General features: G+C 34.7%; 23 protein-coding genes. 4 read left to right on the top strand and 19 right to left on the bottom strand.

Translation table 11 applies throughout. From position 1 onward, the window contains the following. Nucleotide 1: 1 nt before the first annotated feature. The 10 genes from pcaF to V7719_RS03355 form a co-directional block, all read right to left on the bottom strand. Nucleotides 2-1,216 (bottom strand): 3-oxoadipyl-CoA thiolase, encoded by a 1,215-nt coding sequence (gene pcaF / locus V7719_RS03400; protein WP_335728449.1) that lies wholly within the window; start codon nucleotides 1,214-1,216, stop codon nucleotides 2-4. A gap of 133 nt (nucleotides 1,217-1,349) precedes the next feature. After that, complete coding sequence (locus tag V7719_RS03395) at nucleotides 1,350-1,754, bottom strand: PaaI family thioesterase (protein WP_335728448.1); 405 nt, start codon at nucleotides 1,752-1,754, stop codon at nucleotides 1,350-1,352. Next, nucleotides 1,755-2,909 (bottom strand): 3-hydroxyacyl-CoA dehydrogenase NAD-binding domain-containing protein, encoded by a 1,155-nt coding sequence (locus V7719_RS03390; protein ID WP_335728447.1) that lies wholly within the window; start codon nucleotides 2,907-2,909, stop codon nucleotides 1,755-1,757. Nucleotides 2,910-2,963: 54 nt separating this feature from the next. Then, nucleotides 2,964-3,746: an enoyl-CoA hydratase-related protein gene (locus V7719_RS03385; RefSeq protein ID WP_335728446.1), complete on the bottom strand. Its 783-nt coding sequence runs from the start codon at nucleotides 3,744-3,746 to the stop codon at nucleotides 2,964-2,966. Nucleotides 3,747-4,104: 358 nt separating this feature from the next. After that, nucleotides 4,105-4,605: a 1,2-phenylacetyl-CoA epoxidase subunit PaaD gene (gene paaD / locus V7719_RS03380; protein ID WP_335728445.1), complete on the bottom strand. Its 501-nt coding sequence runs from the start codon at nucleotides 4,603-4,605 to the stop codon at nucleotides 4,105-4,107. Nucleotides 4,606-4,658: 53 nt separating this feature from the next. Continuing rightward, a complete protein-coding gene (paaC, locus tag V7719_RS03375) occupies nucleotides 4,659-5,414 on the bottom strand; it encodes a 1,2-phenylacetyl-CoA epoxidase subunit PaaC (protein WP_335728518.1) in 756 nt (251 codons plus the stop codon). Nucleotides 5,415-5,504: 90 nt separating this feature from the next. Continuing rightward, entirely contained in the window at nucleotides 5,505-5,792 is a 288-nt protein-coding gene (gene paaB, locus V7719_RS03370; protein WP_335728444.1) for a 1,2-phenylacetyl-CoA epoxidase subunit PaaB, read from the bottom strand. A gap of 91 nt (nucleotides 5,793-5,883) precedes the next feature. Then, nucleotides 5,884-6,840, bottom strand: coding sequence for a 1,2-phenylacetyl-CoA epoxidase subunit PaaA (gene paaA / locus V7719_RS03365; protein ID WP_335728443.1), 957 nt, complete (start codon nucleotides 6,838-6,840; stop codon nucleotides 5,884-5,886). A gap of 248 nt (nucleotides 6,841-7,088) precedes the next feature. Beyond that, nucleotides 7,089-8,162, bottom strand: a complete 1,074-nt coding sequence (locus tag V7719_RS03360; RefSeq protein ID WP_335728442.1) for a 2Fe-2S iron-sulfur cluster-binding protein — start codon at nucleotides 8,160-8,162, stop codon at nucleotides 7,089-7,091. Between the two features lie 69 nt (nucleotides 8,163-8,231). Further along, nucleotides 8,232-8,801, bottom strand: coding sequence for a TetR/AcrR family transcriptional regulator (locus tag V7719_RS03355; RefSeq protein ID WP_335728441.1), 570 nt, complete (start codon nucleotides 8,799-8,801; stop codon nucleotides 8,232-8,234). A gap of 47 nt (nucleotides 8,802-8,848) precedes the next feature. Here V7719_RS03355 and V7719_RS03350 point away from each other — a divergent pair, with 47 nt between their 5' ends. Further along, on the top strand, nucleotides 8,849-9,154 hold the full coding sequence (locus V7719_RS03350) for a rhodanese-like domain-containing protein (RefSeq protein WP_335728440.1): 306 nt from the start codon (nucleotides 8,849-8,851) through the stop codon (nucleotides 9,152-9,154). On the opposite strand, the gene V7719_RS03345 is transcribed toward V7719_RS03350, so the two are convergent. The 4 genes from V7719_RS03345 to gldB all read right to left on the bottom strand — a co-directional run bounded on the left by V7719_RS03345 (nucleotide 9,149) and on the right by gldB (nucleotide 12,670). After that, nucleotides 9,149-9,763 (bottom strand): DUF4230 domain-containing protein, encoded by a 615-nt coding sequence (locus V7719_RS03345; protein ID WP_335728439.1) that lies wholly within the window; start codon nucleotides 9,761-9,763, stop codon nucleotides 9,149-9,151. The genes V7719_RS03350 and V7719_RS03345 overlap by 6 nt on opposite strands. A gap of 139 nt (nucleotides 9,764-9,902) precedes the next feature. After that, nucleotides 9,903-11,297 (bottom strand): MORN repeat-containing protein, encoded by a 1,395-nt coding sequence (locus V7719_RS03340; protein WP_335728438.1) that lies wholly within the window; start codon nucleotides 11,295-11,297, stop codon nucleotides 9,903-9,905. A 75-nt stretch (nucleotides 11,298-11,372) separates the two neighbouring features. After that, nucleotides 11,373-11,711, bottom strand: a complete 339-nt coding sequence (gldC, locus tag V7719_RS03335; protein WP_335728437.1) for a gliding motility protein GldC — start codon at nucleotides 11,709-11,711, stop codon at nucleotides 11,373-11,375. Then, entirely contained in the window at nucleotides 11,711-12,670 is a 960-nt protein-coding gene (gene gldB, locus V7719_RS03330) for a gliding motility lipoprotein GldB (RefSeq protein WP_335728436.1), read from the bottom strand. Before gldB ends, gldC begins: the two co-directional genes overlap by 1 nt. A 104-nt stretch (nucleotides 12,671-12,774) precedes the next feature. On the opposite strand from gldB, the gene nadE reads away from it, so the two are divergent. Together nadE and V7719_RS03320 are read left to right on the top strand one after the other, a co-directional pair. Beyond that, entirely contained in the window at nucleotides 12,775-13,563 is a 789-nt protein-coding gene (nadE, locus tag V7719_RS03325; protein WP_335728435.1) for an NAD(+) synthase, read from the top strand. A gap of 135 nt (nucleotides 13,564-13,698) precedes the next feature. Beyond that, the gene (locus tag V7719_RS03320; RefSeq protein WP_335728434.1) at nucleotides 13,699-14,328 is read left to right on the top strand and encodes a response regulator transcription factor; all 630 of its coding nucleotides are present in this window, start codon (nucleotides 13,699-13,701) and stop codon (nucleotides 14,326-14,328) included. Here the strand turns inward: V7719_RS03320 and dnaG are convergent. The 4 genes from dnaG to V7719_RS03300 form a co-directional block, all read right to left on the bottom strand. Next, on the bottom strand, nucleotides 14,325-16,292 hold the full coding sequence (gene dnaG / locus V7719_RS03315) for a DNA primase (protein ID WP_335728433.1): 1,968 nt from the start codon (nucleotides 16,290-16,292) through the stop codon (nucleotides 14,325-14,327). The genes V7719_RS03320 and dnaG overlap by 4 nt on opposite strands. Before the next feature lie 87 nt (nucleotides 16,293-16,379). Next, entirely contained in the window at nucleotides 16,380-17,453 is a 1,074-nt protein-coding gene (locus V7719_RS03310; RefSeq protein WP_335728432.1) for a hypothetical protein, read from the bottom strand. Between the two features lie 26 nt (nucleotides 17,454-17,479). Continuing rightward, nucleotides 17,480-18,301, bottom strand: coding sequence for a hypothetical protein (locus V7719_RS03305; protein WP_335728431.1), 822 nt, complete (start codon nucleotides 18,299-18,301; stop codon nucleotides 17,480-17,482). Further along, nucleotides 18,288-18,854, bottom strand: coding sequence for an RNA polymerase sigma factor (locus V7719_RS03300; RefSeq protein WP_335728430.1), 567 nt, complete (start codon nucleotides 18,852-18,854; stop codon nucleotides 18,288-18,290). Before V7719_RS03300 ends, V7719_RS03305 begins: the two co-directional genes overlap by 14 nt. Nucleotides 18,855-19,045: 191 nt before the next feature. On the opposite strand from V7719_RS03300, the gene V7719_RS03295 reads away from it, so the two are divergent. Next, complete coding sequence (locus V7719_RS03295) at nucleotides 19,046-20,545, top strand: DUF5018 domain-containing protein (protein ID WP_335728429.1); 1,500 nt, start codon at nucleotides 19,046-19,048, stop codon at nucleotides 20,543-20,545. 18 nt (nucleotides 20,546-20,563) lie between these two features. Here V7719_RS03295 and V7719_RS03290 read toward each other — a convergent pair whose 3' ends face one another. Further along, nucleotides 20,564-21,541 carry a polyprenyl synthetase family protein gene (locus V7719_RS03290; RefSeq protein WP_335728428.1) on the bottom strand — a complete coding sequence of 326 codons (978 nt, stop codon included), beginning with the start codon at nucleotides 21,539-21,541 and terminating at the stop codon, nucleotides 20,564-20,566. Nucleotides 21,542-21,552: the final 11 nt, after the last annotated feature.

The following is a 21,552-nucleotide window of genomic DNA, read 5'->3' as shown; positions in this document are numbered from 1 at the left end:
TTTAAATATTCACATTTTCTATAATTGCTGCGTAACCTTGCCCAACACCAACACACATTGTAATTAATGCATATTTCTTGTTTTGTTCTTGTAATTCTAAAGCTGCTGAATACGCTACTCTTGCTCCTGTCACTCCTAATGGATGGCCAATGGCAATCGAACCACCATTTGGATTTAATCTTGGATCGTCATCTGCTAATCCCCAAGCTCTAGTGCAGGCTAATGCTTGTGCAGCGAAAGCTTCGTTGAGTTCTATCACGTCCATATCGTCCATAGTCAATCCGGCTTTTTCTAAAGCTTTATTAGACGCCTGAACTGGTCCAATACCCATAATTCTTGGTTCTACACCAACTACAGCAGAACTTACAATTCTAGCTAAAGGTTTTAGGTTGTATTTTTTCACTGCATCTTCGGAAGCAATAATGGTAGCAGCTGCTCCATCATTTAAACCTGAAGAATTTCCTGCTGTCACGCTTCCACCTTCTTTTTTGAAAGCTGGACGTAATTTTCCTAATATTTCTAAAGAAGTTGTTGGCTTTACAAATTCATCTTTTGAAAACAGAATTGGGTCTTTTTTACGTTGGGGAATTTCAACAGTTACTATTTCTTTGGCGAGTCGTCCATTTTCTTGTGCTTTTGTCGCTTTCATTTGGCTCCAATGCGCAAACTTATCTTGGTCCTCTCTAGAGATGTTGTACTTCTCTACTAGATTTTCAGCAGTCATTCCCATGGCATCAATCCCATAGATTTTCTCCATTTTCGGATTAACAAAACGCCACCCGAAGGTCGAATCATACATTTTCGAATCACCTCCAAACCCGGTAGATGGTTTTGCAATGACGTATGGTCCGCGTGTCATATTCTCAACACCTCCAGAAATAAACACATCTCCATCTCCAGCTTTAATAGCACGATTAGCGTGTATGATTGCTGACAATCCTGAACTACATAGTCTGTTAACCGTTTCTCCAGGCACTGTAAATGGCAACCCAGCTAATAAGGATGACATTCTCGCAACGTTACGATTGTCTTCGCCAGCTTGATTAGCACAACCCATAATGACATCATCATAGGCCTCTTTTGGAATGTTTGGATTTCGTTTTACAACTTCTGAAATCACTAAAGCTCCTAAATCGTCTGTACGCACAGCAGATAATGTGCCTTTGTAACTTCCTATTGGAGTTCTAACTCCGTCTATGATGTATGCTTCTTTCATAATTAATGCCTGCGCGGGCAGGTATCTTTTTAATTCTACTCTATTTTAAATTATTGTAAACCTGTTTGCCATTCGGAGTACTACAATTTTGTTTTGTTTCTTTTTGTTTTGTGAATCCTGCTTTCGCAGGAATTTATTCCCAATCTTTTTGAGTTCTATATACAACACCTTTAAATAAGGCTACTAATTCGTCACCACGTTTCACTTCAATAATATTGAAACCTAGTTTCCTATTTACTTTTTCTATTACAGATTCTGCTACCAAATAATCCCCTTCATCTAAGGCTTCAATATGGTTGATACTTGTTTCAATTGAGACTGCAAACTTCCCATGTGTATTGGCTGCAAATCCGAAAGCAGTATCTGCTAATGAATAACTAATTCCGCCATGCGCTTTGTTCATACTATTGAGCATTTCCTTTCTTATGGTCATTGCCACTTTACAGTGACCAATTTCACATTCTAAAATTTCAATACCTAACCACTGGCTATAGGCATCTTGACTTAACATTTTATATGGAATCTGTTCTCCTTTCATTTAAAAGAACGTTTTGTTTTCTCTATTCATCTTACGCAATAATGGACTGCAACGGTAACGGTCTTCATGATATTCTCCATACAATCTATCTAATGCTTCTACACATAAATCGATTCCTATTTCGTCTGCCCAAGCTAACAATCCTTTAGGATAGTTAACACCTTTGGTCATGGCGTTATCAATATCTTCAGCGGAAGCAATATTTAAAAACAAGGCGTCTGCTGCTTCATTGATTAGCATTATTATTACACGATTGAAAATTTTCTGTGCTAGTTCTTTATCTTCTGTTGGAACTGGTTTTGTAGCGCCTTCTGCGTAATCATAATAGCCCCTTCCAGATTTTCGTCCGAGATAACCTGCTTCTGCAAAACGTTTTTGAGTAAATGCTGGCTTATATCTTGGATCGAAATAGAATGCTGTAAATACAGTTTCTGTTACTGTGTAATTGACATCATTACCTATGAAATCCATAAGCTCAAATGGTCCCATTCTGAAACCTCCTATGGTTTTTAAGCTCCAGTCGATGGTTGCAAAATCGGCAATTCCTTCTTCATATATTCTCAAAGATTCTCCGTAAAAAGGTCTGGCAACTCTATTGACAATAAAACCAGGTGTGTCTTTTGCAACAGCTACTACTTTTTTCCAATCGGAAATGATATTAACTGAAGCATCTAAAACAGCTTTTGAGGTTTGAATTGCTGGAATCACCTCAACCAATTTCATTAAAGGTGCTGGATTAAAAAAATGAATTCCTATACAACGCTCAGGCTTTTGTAATGATGCAGCTATTGATGCTATTGACAAACTAGACGTATTTGATGCGATGATACAATCGTCAGCCACATAGCTTTCCAATTCTGAAAACACCTTTTGTTTGATATCAAGGTTTTCTATAATCGCTTCGATAGTTAGGTTTGAATCTCCTAAAGCTTTTAAACTGTCTACATATGAAATATTAGATTGGATTCTAGTCTTCTCAGCAGAATCGATGCGTCCTTTTTCGATAAGGCGTAATAATACTTTTTCTAAAGCAGCTTGCGCTTTATCTAAAGCAGTTTGATTGGTGTCGTATAATTTGACTTTACAACCAGCAGTAGCAGCAACTTGTGCGATACCGCTTCCCATTGTACCACTTCCTATTATTCCTACATTCATATTTTAATTTATTGTGATGAGATCCTGAATCAAGTTCAGGATGACAACTTAATATTATCTTCCTTTGAATTCTGGTTTTCTTTTTCCTATAAATGCAGCAACGCCTTCTTCATAGTCTTCACTTTGCGCTGCTTCAATTTGTAATTTAGACTCGAGTGCTAATTGCTCTTCAAGCGTATTGGTCATGGATTGATTAAATAATTCTTTAATTAAGCCTAATGCTTTGGTAGGCATGTTTGCTAATTTCAGAGCTAGTTTATCTACGTCGTCTTCAAAACTCTCTAAAGGAATAACTTTATAAATCATACCTAATCGTTCGGCTTCTTCAGCAGAAACCTTATCACCTAACATGGCTAAAGCTAATGCTTTTTGAAACCCAATAAGACGTGGTAAAAAGAATGTTCCTGCACTATCAGGAACTAAACCTATCAAACTAAACGCTTGAATAAAACTCACTTTTTCATGAGCAACAACAATATCACATGCTAATGCAATGTTTGCTCCGGCTCCTGCAGCAACACCATTGACTGCTGCGATAACTGGTTTTTTTATAGCGCGTATTCTTGTAATTATTGGATTGTAATGTTCTTCGAGTATTTTTTTGAATCCTGGATTTAATTCTGGATCTGTAACTTCTTTTAAGTCTTGACCAGCACAAAATGCTTTACCGTTTCCTGAGAGAACGATTGCTCTTACGTCAGGATTAGTTTCACAGTCATCCATAATAGATTGGAGACTTAAAGCCATTTCACGATTGAAACTATTAAAGACTTCTGGTCTATTGAGCGTTATGTACGCGACCTTATTATCAATTCTTAATTGTATTGAATTACTCATACCTTATATTTTTCTCTCTTTTCTTTTTTCCATTGATGAAAAAAGAAACAAAAAAATCTAGACTGACTAAACCTTGACTAAATTTTTCTTTTGAATTCTAAATCTTCCGACTTTTTCAGCTAAAAAGCTGAATTCGAACAAGCGGAAGCTTTAAACAAATTCTTCAATTCAAATTTCACGTCAACCTTTAGTAGGTCAATTATTATATTTTATCTCAATTCGCGTTAAGGATTGAGGCTTTGTTGGAGCTCCTTAAAAAGAGCGACTGCCGAAAGCCTGACCCCTGGGTAACGCTATAATTAAAATTTCACAAATTCTTGATGAGATCCTGAAACAAGTTCAGGATGACAACAAGTTGTCACTTTAAACATTTAAAATAGTCGAAAGGTTCTTGGCAATCATCACACTGAAATTGTGCTTTACATGCGGTTGAACCAAACTGACTTACTAATCGCGTGTTTTGTGAACCGCAATTGGTACACTTAACGATTCGTTTTCCATTTAGCAATACATCTTTATCCGCTTCGGCATCTAAAGGTGCTGCTATACCATAATCTTCTAAGGCTTTTCGACCTCTTGGCGTAATCCAATCGGTTGTCCAAGCTGGATGCAAGATCAAATCAATTTCAGATTCGTAACCTGCATCTTTTAATGCTTTTTTAATATCCTCACCAATCACATCCATTGCTGGACAACCGCTATAGGTAGGTGTGATTTCGACTTTCACTATATCATTAACAAACACTGCAGAGCGCACAACTCCCATATCCATTATAGACAAGACTGGAATTTCCGGGTCTGAAACCTGTTCCAATATTGGGATTAATTTTTCGTTTATGTTTTGCTCTGTTGTTGTCATAATTATTTTGATGAGATCCTAAAACAAGTTCAGGATGACAAATCAAAGGTTTGTTACCATTCCATATTCGGATAGGTGCGTTGCATATATTGCAAGTCGCTTAATAAGTATCCTAAATGTTCTGTATGAATCCCTTCTTTACCTCCTTTTTGAAACCATTTAGATTCCGGAACCTGAAGGTTCGCTTCTTCTAAAAGATCATTTACTTGTTTATAGTAGTTCTCTTTTAGTTTGGTTACATCGACACCTACACCTTCTGCTACCATAGCTTTATCGGCTTCTGTTTGGTGAAATAGTTCATCAGTATAGGTCCACAAATCATTAATAGCTTCTTGCATTTTCATATTACTTTCCTCAGTACCATCACCTAAACGCTTTACCCAATCTGACGAGAAACGCTCGTGATAACTTACTTCTTTGATACACTTATTTGCAATTGCTGAAAGCGTCAAATCTGTACTCTTCTGCAATTCAGCAAGAAATGCTAAATGATAAACATCAAATAAAAATTGACGACCAATTGAGTAGGCAAAATTTGTATTAGGCTGTTCTACCAGCAACACATTTTTATACTCACGCTCTTTACGAAGCATGGCAATATCATCTTCTGTTCTATTATCTCCTGCAATTTTTGCTGCGTACTGAAAATAACTTCGTACTTGTCCGAATAAATCCAAGGAAATATTGGTACAAGCGATATCTGTTTCTAAACTTGGTCCGTGACCACAGAGTTCTCCCATTCGTTGTCCTAGAACAAGGCTGTTATCTGCAATACCAAGAAGGTAATTATATATGTTTTCGTTTTTCATTTTTCTTGTGAGACCTCTCGGCTGAGCTCGAGGTGACATTTTGAATTATTATTAATGAGATCCCGAAACAAATTCGGGATGACGCAAGCGTTACATGTGTTTTACTTCGTCTGGTAAATCGTAAAATGTTGGATGACGATAGACTTTATCTTGAGCAGGCTCAAACATTTCTCCATTATTCTCAGGATTTGAAGCTGTTATATGCTTTGATTCTACAACCCAAATACTCACGCCTTCATTGCGTCTTGTGTAGACATCACGAGCATTCTCAAGTGCCATTTCTGCATCTGCTGCATGGAGACTACCAAAGTGTCTGTGTTCTAATCCGTTTTTACTTCTTACGAAGATTTCCCAAAGTGGCCAGTTTTTTGTTGACATATTATTGCCCACGAAAGTGGGTATCTATTAAATTAAACTTCTTCTTTTCTTAATGAGATACTGAAACAAGTTCAGCATGACATATTGTATGCTAAATTGCTTGTTTTTGTTTTCTTTCTTGTTTCTTTTCGGCATGAGCCATTGCTGCATCACGAACCCATTCACCTTCTTCCCATGCACCAACTCTAGCTTTCATTCTTTCTTTGTTACAAGGTCCGTGACCTTTAACAACTTGCCAGAACTCATCCCAATCGATTTCTCCAAAATCGTAGCTACCGCGTTCTTCGTTCCATTTTAAATCTGGATCTGGAATCGTTAAGCCAATTAATTCTGCTTGAGGCACTGTTTGATCAATAAATTGCTGACGTAAATCATCATTTGACTTCCGTTTTAATTTCCATTTCATGGATTGCTCAGTATGGACTGATTCTGCATCTGTTGGTCCTAACATCATTAAGCTTGGCCACCACCAACGGTTTAATGCGTCTTGAGCCAATTCTTTTTGTTCTGGTGTTCCGTTAGCCAATTTTATCATGATTTCATAACCTTGACGTTGGTGAAAACTTTCTTCTTTACACACACGAACCATCGCTCTTGCATAAGGTCCGTAAGACGTATTGCACAAAGGCACCTGATTAATAATGGCTGCACCATCAACTAACCAACCGATAGCTCCCATATCTGCCCAAGTCACTGTTGGGTAATTAAAGATACTTGAATATTTGGCTTTTCCAGAATGTAGTTGCTCGTACAATTCGTCTCTAGACACGCCTAAAGTTTCACAAGCACTGTATAGGTATAATCCATGTCCTGCCTCATCTTGCACTTTTGCTAACAAAGCGACTTTACGTCTTAGTGAAGGTGCTCTCGTAATCCAGTTACCTTCTGGAAGCATACCTACAATTTCTGAATGTGCGTGCTGAGACATTTGCCTGATATGTGTTTTACGATACTTTTCTGGCATCCAGTCTTTAGGTTCGATTTTTTCGTCTCTTGTGATACGTTCGTCGAATTGCTTCTCCAGATTTCTAATTTGTTCTTCACTCATTATTCTAAGCTTTTGCTATTGGCTTTTGGCCTTTAGCTAGTTGAACTTCAATTTTCTTTTTCAATATATTTTGGATTCCTGCCTGCACAGGAATGACAAATCTTTTTTATTATACTATCGCTCTGCGTTAAGGATGGAGCAATTGTTGGAGCTCATCTTTGATAGCGACTTGCGAGAGCCTGACCCTTTAGGGTAACGCTATAGTAATTATTTCAATACTCTAATGAGATTCCTTTTTTCAAAGGAATTTATACATCAAAATCGACTACTACTCTATCTGCTGTTGGCACCGATTGACAACTTAAGACTAATTGTTGCGAGACTTCTTTTTCGTCTAGTGCATAATTAATTTTCATTTCCACCGAACCCTCAACGACTCTACATTTACACGTACTACAAACGCCTCCTTTACAAGCAAAAGGCAAATCGGCTCCTGCACCTAAAGCTGCGTCAAGGATGTTATCATAGTCTTTAGTCATGGTAAATTCAAATTCTTTTCCACCATCAACTATAATTATTTCAATTCCTTCAACATTTTGTTGCGCAAGACGCTCTGCTCGTTTTATATCTTCTTCAGAAAGCCCAGTAACGAATAATTCATAGTGAACTAATTCTTTTGGCAATCCGGCGTTTATTAGATACTCACTCACATAGTTTACCATTTTTTCTGGACCACAAAGGAACACTTCACTGGTATCAGGAATATCGATAAATGTTTTTGTAAGAACATCCATTTTCTCATCATCAAATCGTCCATTGAATAATTCGATATCTCGACGTTCTTTAGTTAGAAAATAATAGATTTCTAATCTTCCGAAATAGGTGTTTCTTAGTTGTTCTAGCTCTTCTTTAAAGATAATGGATTTAGCGGTCTTATTCACATAAAACAACTTGCAAGTCGAATTTGGTTCTGCCTTAAGATGTGTCTTTACCATTGATAAAACTGGTGTGACACCACTACCTGCAGCAAAGAATAAATAGTTTTTTTGCTCTTCAGGTTTAACGGGAACTCCAAACGTTCCACTTGGCGCCATCACTTCAAGCTGGTCACCCGTTTTTAATTCTTCATTTACATACGTTGAAAACTTTCCACCTGGAATTAGCTTTACAGCGACTTGCCATTGCTGTTCTATTGGACAAGAACACAAGGAATATGATCGACGCACATCTTCGCCATCTATATCCGCTTTTAAGGTCAAATGTTGTCCTTGCCTATACTTAAACACTTCTTGTAATTCTGTAGGAATTTCAAAAGTAACGACTGAAGTATCTTCTGTTTCCTTATAAATATCTGCAACTTTTAAGTTGTAAAATTCTGCCATATGTAATCCTTAAATATTAAACTAACGCTTGTTAGTTTGGTGAACAAAGATACAAAATATAATTCTTAATTAGATGTTAATTCCTCCAATGAGGACCTCGCTTAAGCTATTCGCTAAATCGTTTGCGTTAAGATCTTCTTTTTTAGGAATCCACAAATACAATGACCGTAAAGTGGTTAGCATTGAAAACATGATGATTTCGGGATTGCTATTTTTGATTTCTGAAGAGGAAATACCTTCTTTTATGATGCTAAGAAAACTAGCTTCATATTCATTTCGAAGCTGGAGATAATAGTCTAATTGATCTTCGAGATGCATCCAATCGTTATTTAAGGATGCCATTCCATTGGTATTATTTGCTGTAATATTTACATGCAAAGCTACAATACTATTCAGTTTTGAAATATTAGAGGCTTCAGATTGTATAATGGAACTCATTCCGTTGGTAAACTCTTCAGCAATAGAAATGATAATGGCTTTAAGTATCTCTTGTTTTGAATTGATATGATTATAAAGACTTGCTGCTTTAATCCCCATAGAAGTGGCCAAGTCACGCATGGTCACTGCGCTATATCCTTTTTCTTTGAAAAGCCTCGCAGCAGTACTTATGATTTCGTCTTTACGTGTTTCTTGTTTCAAACAACTTTTTTTTTGTAATTATTCGTAAATTTAAACAAAAAGAAACTATGGGATTTTTAAGTTTCATTTTTGGTGCAAAAAAGCGTCAAGTAGCATATTATATTGAACAAGGCGCACTTATTTTAGATGTGAGAACACAGCGTGAATGGGATAAAGGGCATCTTGAAAACTCAGTTCATATTCCATTAAGTGATTTGAATAATCGGGTTAATGAAGTCAAAAGTCTCAAAAAATCGATTATTGTATGCTGTGAAAGTGGCGTTCGTTCTGCAAAGGCTGCGAAGTTTTTAGTTCTTAATAATATAGATGCTATTAATGGTGGTGGTTGGGTAAAAATAAAGAATAACTTATAGTTTTAATTCTTGTAATTCTTCAGGGCTTTTTATCGGATTCTGGTTGTATTCTAAAGTCCAGCCTAAAGAATTTGTTAGAATATAAAATTTAGCAAGCTCACTTATGAGCCGGTTTTGCGCATTAGATTTTAAATCGGAAGCTTCAATTTTTTTCATTAAAGATGTCGTAACAGTTTCTTTAATTTCATTATAGTCTTTTGCTTCGAACTGATTGAGAAAATCGGCTTGAATATCGTAGTATTCAAAATCTGGATTGATTTTTATTTCTTCTTTTGGGATACTTACTATGCGAAGTGTTTTGGTAAGTTCATCAATTTCATATTCTATCAAGCTCAAATCATAACCAATAGTAACATCGGCATTTACGATGACTATGGCTCTTTTTTCGGCTTCCAATAAATCGCCAAAAACAGCTTTCGAGTTTTTATAAGTAAACACTTCACTGAAATGACCTTCGGTAACCACTAGTTTACCTACATTTTTAACTTGCTGTTTTATGAGTGCTGTATGCTCCTGAAGCGTAATTTTATCTTCCTTTTTGTCGCCACAATATTTAAATGTGAAGAGCACAATCAATGTAATTACGACTCCAAATAGTGTTTTTCGCATATGCTAATATACCAATTAAATAAAAACACTAGTCTCCTCCAACCTTGAAGGTCTAACTTTTGTTTAATATCCAATTTTAACGAAGAGCTTTTAACAAAAATCCCTCGTCCTATTTATATAGGAAGATCATTTACACGAATTAGTTGCTATACGATTTTACAAGAACACCGTTTTCCCAAAGGCCAATTTTAATACTGCCGTTACCATCTGTGAAATAGCCTTTACCATTATATGATCCATTTTTCCACTCGCCTCCATAATAGGAACCATCACTAAAGAAAAACCGTCCCATTCCGTTATACTGATTCGAGTTAAACATACCAGAATATTTATTACCGTTTGCAAAACTATACGTTCCTAAAAGCAATTTACCTCCTTTAAAAAATCCTGTAAAAGAATCTCCATTTTCCCATAGAAAGCGACCATATTCATTTGTACAATCTCCAACAGTACAACCAATATCTTCATCATTACTATAAAAATCATAGCCAGTAGATAAGCTACCTTTCGCATATATTCCTTGTACCCATTTATCTCCACTTGTAGAAATACCTAAACCATCCAAACGCCCATCTTTAAACTCTCCTTTCTGAATATCTTTATTTTTGGCTGTATATACGCCATAACCATTCATATTATCATTTTTCCATAAACCAATATAACTGCCGGCATCTTGCCAGGTGTATAAACCGTAAGAATTCCGCTTTCCGTTTTCCCAAAACCCTTCATAATACCCATTGTTAAATTCATATTTTCCCCAACCGTTTGTACAATCTCCACTAACACAACCGGTATTGCTTTTTATGTCTTCAAATTCTATCGGCTTAAAAACTAACGACGGCGTATTCGAGTAATTGAGCAGTTTATACTCTATTTCATTTTTATAGGTTACAATAAAATCGTCTCCTGAAAATTTAGAAGTCACTTCGCTATAATCAATTGCGTTACCTTTTTCAACAATACCATATTCCTTTTTCTCCACGTCTCTGTACCAATATACATTACCTGGAGATTCTTCAAGCTCAATTAAATCTTTAGCTCCCCATGATTTAAACTTTCGGATACCATTAGCGACATAAGATTTATCCAATTCAGAAAAATACATAAGGTAATTCCCATTCGTATTAAAAGTGCTTGTGCTAGTATAAACCACATCGTCTACATAGGCCTTATACCGCTGAGGATTAGTTATGTAGAAATTCTTAGAAATATTTCGTTTTAAAATATGCCCTTTAATATTTATATTTTTCAGGGAATTCTCAAAATTTGGCAATAAAACAAGTGTTCTAGAAGGCTTATGTATTACTGCCAATGTATCTGAACTCAGATACCCTAACTCTTTGAGGTCTTCAAGTTTTATATTATCTTCGTTATACAGCGTGTAATCGGTCGAAGATTGTTTATTCCATTTTACACTACTAAGATAGGTAACTGGACCTGTTTTTGGCGCAAGAGGTGCCGGAACATTTTGAGCATTTATTATAGTTAGCCAACTAAAATTTAATACGCATATTAACAGAAAACTTTTATTCATAATTATAAATTCTAAACTTAAAGATAGCTTAAAAATGTAAAAATCACAAAGACTATGTAGTCAGCTACAATATTCTTATGATTTCTTCAACTCTAATTTTTCAGCAAAATAATCACAGAAATCTTTCATAGTAGCCGTCATCTTTTCATCTTGCGTTGCTCTTTGAAAAGTATTGCTCATTTCGACTAATGTTTGATGAAAAAACTGCTTCATCTCATCCACAGGCATGTCTTTGGTCCATAAATCAATACGCAAAGCTTCCTTCGCTTTGCCATCCCAAACGGTAAGCATCATCGCTTTAGCTTCTTCGTTGGAGATTCCACCATCTTCGGCAGTCCAATGTAATTTTTCTGGAACCTTGTTTTCGTCAAGTTCGACTTTTAGTTCTATAGTTGATGTATAGTTATTTGCCATTATTTTGGTGGTTTGTAATTTGATTTATTAAATATCTCTACTGCTTCCGTTTGCAACATTTCTTTTAAAGACACATCATTATTATTCATATAAGTTCTCACAATTTGCCAACCTATATATTGCCCGAGTCTCCCTGGGGTTTGGTTATCAAGTTCTAGTTGAAATTTAGAGAAAGGTGCATCTGCAATAAATCTTGCTGGTAGGCTACTATCGGTATCATACAACATTTCGTCTTCTACAAATTTTGTCCAAATCATATTTTCATTGGCTTTTGCAAATTCTAATTGTTCTGGCGAGTACCCTATTTTTTCTGAATCAGTTTTAAACGGAATGACTTTATCCTTAAAGTATAGTTGTTTTCCGAAGTAAATCATCTCATCTAACAATGTCTTTTTTTGAGTCTGAAAAATTTGTTTTTCAGCATAAGATTTTGCTAAATCGACTACAATTTGAGAAGGCCTCATATTATCTACTAAATACCTTTGGATACCAGAATAAATCTCATGATCACTACCTAAATAATTATCAATAGCGATTAAGGCAATCGTATCGGTAACAATTAATTTTTCTCTGTAATTCACAAAATTTATCAGTGTAATTACGCGTGGTTCTTTAAATGTTTTATCATAGTATCTTAAATGCTGATAAAGGTTTTCGATATCATTGGTCACATTTTCAAAATCACCAAACTTTTCATGTGTAGCCTTGTTTAATAATATTTGATTTGAATCTTGCATTCTTTCAAACCAAATAGAATCTGGTACACGATTAGGAAACAGAAAAGGGAATGCGGTTTTCAAGTCGGTTAATTCTTCTGGCTTTGTATTTGCAAAAGCACGATCAAAACGCTCTACTACAAAATTGGTTTCGATTTTAGCAATTTCGGTCTCGATTGCATTATCATCTTTACAACTAAAAAGTGACACAAATACAAGACTAAATATGATGATTTTCTTCATATGTTTTATTTCCAAAACTAATCTTCCTAAATTTTTATTACTAACGCGTTTACGTTATTTTTGTTATACAAAGGTAGTCTTATTAGACAAAAAAACTTATTAAAATGCAAACAGAAAAAGTTGTTGACCATATTGTAAAGTGGCTTAAAGATTATGCGACTAACGCAGGTGTAAATGGATTTGTAATTGGAATATCTGGTGGAATTGATTCTGCTGTCACCTCTACACTTTGTGCAAAAACTGGTTTAGAGTTGCTTTGCATAGAAATGCCAATTCATCAAGCAGAAAGTCATGTCAATAGAGCACGAGAACATATTACACAGTTAAAGCAACGTTTTCCTAATGTACGCGACACAAGAGTAGATTTGACTCCTGTTTTTGAAGAATTCAAAACTGAAATCTCTCTTGAAGGCAAAAAAGCTACAGTAGACATGGCTTTAGCTAACACGAGAGCGAGACTGAGAATGACCACTTTATATTATCACGCTGGACTTCTTGGCCTTTTAGTTGCAGGAACTGGTAATAAAGTGGAAGATTTTGGTGTAGGGTTTTATACTAAGTATGGTGATGGAGGTGTAGATTTGAGTCCGATTGCCGATTTACTTAAATCTGAAGTATACAGCATAGGAAACCATCTAAAAGTACCCCAATCTATAATGAATGCTGCTCCAAGTGATGGTCTTTTTGGTGACTCACGTAGTGATGAAGATCAAATTGGTGCTTCATATCCAGAATTGGAATGGGCTATGAAAATGAAAGACGACGGAAAGACTGAAGATGATTTTGAAGGACGTCAAAAACAAGTATTTCGCATATTTATGAGATATAATCGTTCCAATACTCATAAAATGATTCCAATTCCAATTTGCGAAATTCCTAAAGAATTAAATTAATCTTTAGGAATTTCACTACAATAAGTTAATTATATTGTTTTTTTTTAGTAATTTTACAATACAAATCTCCACATTCATGAATTTATTTAAATAAGTTCTGGCGCTCTTTACTAACTAACCAATTAAATATGTATTATGATTAAGCTATTAGTCGTAGACAACCATCCTATCGTAACTACTGGATTTCAGTTATTGTATAACAATCACGACGAAATCGAAGTTGTTGGAACTGTGGGAACCGGTGTAGAGATATTCGAATTTGTAAGACGTCACGAAGTTGATGTTATTATATCTGAAATTGAACTTCCAGAATTAAACGGTATCACTGCCCTTAGAGCTATAAAAAAAGAACATGGCCATATTCATATTGTGATGTTTAGTTATCATCCTGAAGAAATTTATGCGATAAGCACTATTAAGGCAGGAGCTTCTGGTTATGTTTCTAAAGCAGAATCTACAGATGTCATTACCAAAGCTATAAAATTGGCACATCTAGGGGAAATTCATTTAAGTGATAAAATGTCAAAACACCTCAACTATAATGACACAAAAAATTCTAAAAGTAGAATTTATAAACGCTTATCAACACGTGAGGTAGAAGTACTCAAACTCTTATCATCTGGAAAAAAGAACAAAGAAATCGCTCAAGAACTTAATATTAACGAAAAAACGGTAAGCACTTATAAAGCGAGATTGTTTAAGAAATTAAACGTCAGTAATATTATTGATTTGGTAAATCAAGGCAAGCAGTTGGACTTAACTTAGAATATTGCGCCTATTACTTTACCTAATTTTCTTGATAAAAGACTTTTCAAATTAGCATAATCTGTAACATCTTCTAATATTGTTCTGGAATCTGCATTTTCCAACAATGTTTCATTTTTTAATTCATCAACCTTTTTATCTATGAGGTAACACCTCAGAGATAAGATTGTTTGGGTTACATTTTGAGGAATAGTATCTTTTTTTTCCTTAGGAATAATTTGATTACGCTCCCAATCATGTAAGCTATAGCGCTCATCATTCATTAAGATTGTTGTTACATCATTCGCTAACTCTTGGTCTAGCTTATTAACAAATTTCTTTGTAGAAAACTCAGGTTCTTGATGCAATGTATCTATTATCGTATAATACAATAATTTAAAACTAGGATTAGAAAACTGCATTTCATCTTCTTGTAAATCGAGATATATTTTTTCAAAAACTTTAGCATTATGTTTAACAGGCTCTAACTGCAATTCGCCATCATCAGCTTCTTTTAGAACTAGATCTTCAAAATCTTCGATTTCTGTTCCGTAGAGCAATAAAATTTCGATTATTTTTCGTTCCAATTCGTATTGCACGTCAACTTTAGCTGCTTTGGCTTCAGGTTTTACAACATCAAAAGCTTTTTGTTGCGTTTTATAAGTCTTATTGGCATCTTGAACACCCTTCTTGTTAATTTGAGCTAATGTACTAAAGAGCACATCTTCACTAATGTCCATAATGCGAGAACATTCTTGAATATATATTTCCTTTTTAATTTGATCCGGAATTTTAGAAATACTATTCACGATATCCCTAATAGTTTCAGCCTTTTTTATAGGGTCATTATTAGCCTCTTTAACCAGTAACGAAGCTTTAAACTGAATAAAATCTTTAGAATTCTCGTTGAGAAATGTCGTGAGTTCTTCAAGGGTATTTTGTTTAGCAAAGCTATCAGGATCTTCACCTTCAGGAAAGCTACACACTTTCACATTCATACCTTGTTCTAAAATCAAATCGATACCGCGAATCGACGCTCTAATTCCCGCTGCATCACCATCAAAAAGCACAGTGATATTATTGGTTAATCGATTAACAAGTCTTATTTGTTCTGGTGATAACGCTGTACCGGATGAAGCCACAACATTCTTAACTCCGGTTTGACTAAACTGAATAACATCAGTATAACCTTCAACCAAATAACAATTATCTTCTTTGGCTATAGACTGTTTTGCGTGAAAAAGTCCATAGAGAATTTTACTTTTATGATAAACCTCACTCTCAGGAGAATTAAGGTATTTAGCCGCTTTTTTATCTGAAACTAAAATACGTCCTCCAAATCCTAAAACACGCCCACTCATACTGTGAATAGGAAACATCACACGACCTTTAAATCTATCGAACTTCTTTTCTGGTTTCACAATCGTCAGTCCAGTTTTTTCAAGAAATTCCAGCTGATACCCTTTCTTAATAGCTTCATCAGTAAAGGCTTGCCATTCGTCAAGTGAATACCCTAAATTGAACTGTTTAATCGTTTCGTTTGTAAACCCACGCTCTTTAAAGTAACTCAATCCAATAGCTTGGCCTTGATCTGTTTTAAACATGATACGTTCAAAATAATCTTTTGCAAACTCATTTACCAAATACAAACTCTCACGCTCATTAGCTTCCTGCTTTTGTTCATCGGTTTGTTCGGTTTCTTCTATTTCAATATTATATTTCTTTGCGAGGTACTTTATAGCTTCAGGATAGGTAAAATGTTCATGTTCCATCAAAAATGTAACTGCATTCCCTCCTTTTCCGCTGGAAAAATCTTTCCAAATTTGTTTAACAGGAGACACCATGAAACTTGGTGAACGTTCATCACTAAAAGGACTTAAGCCTTTAAAGTTACTCCCAGCTTTTTTTAATTGCACAAAATCACCAATAACCTCCTCAACGCGAGCGGTTTCAAATACTTGTTCTATGGAGGATTTTGAAATCAATTTCAGAAATAATTACGAATTGTAAATTTAACAAAAAAGCTCCATTATTGAAGTAAATGGAGCTTTTTAATTGGATATATAATTAGACTAATCCAAATCAAATCTGAGTCCCATTGAAAGATTGTGTTGGTCAAATGATTGGTCTTTAAACATCGGACTTAAATCATATTTCGCATATAAGCCAATTCCGCCATAACCTACATAAGCACTCAAGCCATAGACAAAAGGTGTAGCGTTGTAATTACGTCTAATTTTTTGTTTCACACGGTCTCCACCTTCTTCAAATCGTAATTTTTGTTGAGTGCCAATATTGAAACCTGCATAGCCACCTATACCAACTTTAAAAAGTTTAGACGTACTATATCTAAAGTGATTTTTACGTTCTCTTTTTCTTGATGGTCCAAATTCAAAATGTATTGGAACCACAAGGTTCGTAATTCTAAACTCTGACTCTTTTAGGTCACTAGGAAATGCTTCTAGTGTTGTCGTATTGCCGTCTTGAACAAAGTACCTATCGTCTTTAGGTGTTAATTTATTCCATTGAAATGAGAACCCATATTTTAAACGTACGGCATTAGACTCTTTAAAAAGTCTTGTTTTCCAAGCCCATCCAAGCTCAACAAAACCTGAGCTTAAAAATGTATAGTCATCACCAATCTTTTGTCCGTCTCCTATTGCATTGTTAAATCCAATAGCGAAAACCAAATCACTAGTCGTACGTTTATCATATTTTCTAGGTCTGTTTTTGGAGTTAAATGTAAAACCTGTAAACTCCCCAATACTCACTCCAAAGTTGACCGACTCACTTGGATTGTCATCATAAAAGGCTTCATTACGTTTTAATAATGCAATTTTATTATCTATAATCGCCAAACGATTTTCAATATTCAATGCTCTTTTTTTTGCCGCTTCTTTTTTAAGTCTTTCAGCTTCTGTTTCTGTGATTTCTCCTTTTTCTAATTGTTGATTGATTAATTCAACTTCAGTTTTTAAAAATTCGCGTTCCTCATCTTGAATAGTCATTTTGAGTTGTTCAAATAGTTTAATTTTAGAATCAATTTTATCGATAACTATTGAATCATTTTTGGTTTCTTGTGCATTCACGTTATTTACAATAAGACATAAGGTGAGTAGCACTACATACTTTGTGATAGTGTTCATAATGTTTGTTTTAAATTGATGATTATTTAATTGTTACGCTCGGCAACAGCAGTTTTTACCGTTTTGTAACTCGATTTCAAAACTTCGAATACTTGGGTTCTAAACGACTGTTCCAGGTCTTGCTCAACGTCTTGAAGTAAGGCACCTGCGTCAACAGTTCGTGTAGTTTCATTATATATTCGTTGCTTTAAAATATCTTTTTCAGCTTGCTTTAAAAGCCCCTCTATTTCTTGATCTGTGGCAGCAATTCCATCGGCCTCTAGTTGCTTTATTTGGCTAACAACATCAAGCACTTTTACTTGTTCTGGTGTTAACTTATTAATCACAACAGCTTCATTTTTGATACTAGTTTTGTTATCAATCCAAGCAACGACCTCTTTGATTTTAAAATCGTTAATTGTTGTATTTTCTTTTTTGATAGTCACTTGCTTTTCTTCTGAAATATCTGCAACTTTAGCTTCGTTTTTTATTGATGATGCCATTGGTGACTCAAACTCTTTAGTATTTTCTTTTTCCGGAATATTATCTTGATCAGAAATTACAACGCTATTTTCAGGTGTTTCTAGATTTGTAATTTGGTCTGATTTAACTTGATTTTCTTTAATTTTTGTATCCACTATTTGAGGCGATACTGTGTGATCTTCCGAAGAACTAAAAAATTGTGTCGTTACAAATAGTGCACCCACAATACTTGCAGCGATTCCTATGTAAAAAAACAACCTTCTGGAGTTCTTTTTTTCATGCGTATCAAGTCTATCGGAAAGCGTATTCCAAGCATCACTTGATGGTTGCAATGAGCGTTTCTCTAACTTATCTTTTATAGTGTCGTCAAATTTAATTGGTGCCATAACTTGCTGTATTTATGTCCTTAATTTTTTTCTGAAGCATTTGTCTTGCTTTAAATAATTGCGATTTGGAAGTGCCTTGTGAAATATTGAGCATTTCTGCTATTTCATAGTGCTTATAGCCTTCAATCGCGTACATAACGAAAACCATTTTGTAACCTTCTGGAAGTTCATCTATGACTTGCTGAATTTGTGCTACTTCAATCTGAGATTCTACATTATTGTATTGTTCCTGATGAACAGGTTCTTCTTCAACCAAAAATTCAACATGCTTTTCTTGTCGTAAAAAAGAAATGGATTCCCTCACCATGATACGTCTCAGCCAACCTTCAAAACTTCCTTCGTTTTTAAAACTTTTCAGATGAGTAAAGGCTTTAAAAAAACCATTTAACATCACCGACTCTGCATATTGTATGTCTTTCACATAATATCTACAAACACTTAGCATTTTAGGCGCATGAATTTCAAACAACGTATGCTGAGCATCTCGTTTGCCTTTAGCTGCTTTTTTTATAAGCGTCGTATTATTTTTATGATGTAGTTGAATGACTTTCAAAATAGCTTTCGTTTGGTCTTCTATTTATAAAGACGCAAAAATTATACAAATGGTTGCCTGAAGATGAATAAAAATTCTTATTAAGGCGTTTATACGTTTAAAAAAATGATTTATAAAACAATGCAACATTATTAATCTAATTTTTTTTTAAAAGAACAAATTACATATATTTAGACACTTAAAATCTTATCATGAAAAAAATATTTCTGTTATTAATTTGCTCTCTATTTATTTTGAATTGCTCAAAAGACGACAACTCTTCTTCCGAGAACATTCCTAGCAATGCTAATCAAATATTATCGTTTAAAATTATTGACAATGCTAATAGTTTTTCTGGAAGCATCAATCAATCTACAAAGTTAATAACAGTTTTTACTTCTGAGTTAGATTTGTCTCAAACTCTGACTCCAGAGATAGAAATTTCTGAGAATGCAACAATATCTCCATCAATAAACACGCCTAGAGATTTTAGTGACATAGTTGAATATATTGTAACTGCCGAAAATGGTGACGAAACTATTTATCAAGTAGATGTGAGCAGCAATGACAATAAAATATTATCATTTAGTTTGTCCTACAACAGTACTACTTATGATGCGACAATTGATAACATATCAAAAACAATTTCTTTAGAAACATTAGGCTTAGAGAGTTATGACTCCATTGTTCCTGATATCACAATTTCTGCAATGGCATCCATATCCCCTAGCATAAATGAGGCACAAAACTTTAATGAGATTGTATCATACATTGTTTCCTCAGAAAGTGGAGAAGAGGAGACGTATTCCTTAAATATAACAAATACCCCTTTTTCAAATGAAAATAAAATTTTAAGCTTTCAATTTATAGAGGACGGAATTACTTTTGATGGTGTTATAAATCATGCGGATTTAACTATTGACATAGAATCCTATAAAAATATCATCAATATATCACCTGTGATAACAATTTCAGATGGTGCATCCATTTCACCTGACAGCAATGATATTCAAGATTTTCGATTAGATAAGGAATATACTGTAACCTCTCAAAGTGGTAGCTCAAATACTTATACCGTTTATACAAAAGGTTTCCTAATCTCTAGTATGAATAGTGCTGCAACTACATCAGACATAGTTACTAAGTACTATTCTAAGGCAACTCCTTATATTCGTTGTGAACATGTAGACCCCACACTCCCAAATTCTCAATTATTGCTCGAGAACGACATTAACAGTTATGTATTGAACATAAGTGATTTCTCTAGTTCTGTCGGTAGTACTTTTGGCCAAACGTTTACTAAGTTTTATATCGATCTACCAGATAATATTGCTACTGCTAATGATTATATCCTGCGCTTTAAAATTGACGGTATTTTAAAAGCTGAAAGTGATTTTACAATAGATTTATTGAATGAAAACGTTCCAAATATATTTTCTTCTGATCAACCTACATATAGCTATCAAGACACCTTAATACTGACGGGAGAAAACCTAACGTCTGGTTTACGCATCGCAACAAGTAATGGCAGTATCTATCAGTACAATGCTTCAAACGTTACTTTAAATGCACAGGCAACTCAATTAACCATTGAATTGAATAATAATAGTAACATGTTTCCATCTTTTTATGGCGACCCACCATTTAACACTGCAGTAATGCTGTTCGCCAATGGTCGCTATGGTGAAACCATTTGGGTAACATTTGAATAGTAAAAATAAAAAAGAGTTTTATTTTTTTCGGTCAATTACATAATTTACCATTAGTTCCAATGATGTTTTGTATTGAGATTCTGGGTAGGCATTTAAAATTTCTAATGCTTCCCCTTGGAACTGCTTCATTTTATTGATGGCATATTCTAGTCCGTTGTTATCTATTACAAATGCAATAACTTCTTTGACACGTTTTTTATCTTTATTGTGATTTTTAACCGAATTAATTAACCAAGATTTTTCTTTTTTAGAACAATTGTTAAGCACATATATTAACGGGAGCGTCATCTTTTGTTCTTTTATATCGATTCCTGTAGGTTTACCAATAGCCGCGTCACCATAATCGAATAAGTCATCCTTTATTTGAAATGCCATTCCAATGAGTTCCCCAAATTTCCGCATAGACTCGACATGATCAGAACTAGGTTTTACAGAAGCCGCACCCAAACTACAGCAGGCTGCAATGAGCGTTGCTGTTTTTTGTCTAATAATCTCGTAATAAACAGATTCATTTATATCGAGTTGTCTGGCCTTTTCTATTTGTAGGAGTTCGCCTTCGCTCATTTCTCTTACTGCCACAGATATAATTTTGAGCAGATCAAAATCATTATTATCTATGGACAATAGTAATCCCTTCGACAATAAATAATCGCCAATAAGTACAGCAATTTTATTTTTCCAAAGTGCATTAACTGAGAAAAAACCCCGTCTGCGATTACTATCATCAACAACATCATCATGAACAAGCGTTGCCGTATGTATCAATTCAATAACGGATGCGCCACGATAAGTACGTTCACTAACTTCTCCGTTATTTACCATTTTAGCTACCAAAAAAACAAACATTGGTCGCATTTGTTTCCCTTTTCGGTTAACAATGTAATGCGTAATTCTATTCAATAGCGCCACCTTACTAGACATAGAGAGCAAGAACTTTTGTTCGAAAAGCTCCATCTCATAGGCAATAGGTTGCTTTATTTGTTCAGTTATTTTCAAGTGAAGTCAAC

It is taken from the genome of Psychroserpens sp., assembly GCF_036960315.1.
In the GTDB taxonomy this organism is placed as follows: domain Bacteria; phylum Bacteroidota; class Bacteroidia; order Flavobacteriales; family Flavobacteriaceae; genus Psychroserpens.
This window is presented reverse-complemented; position numbering and strand designations above follow the sequence as displayed.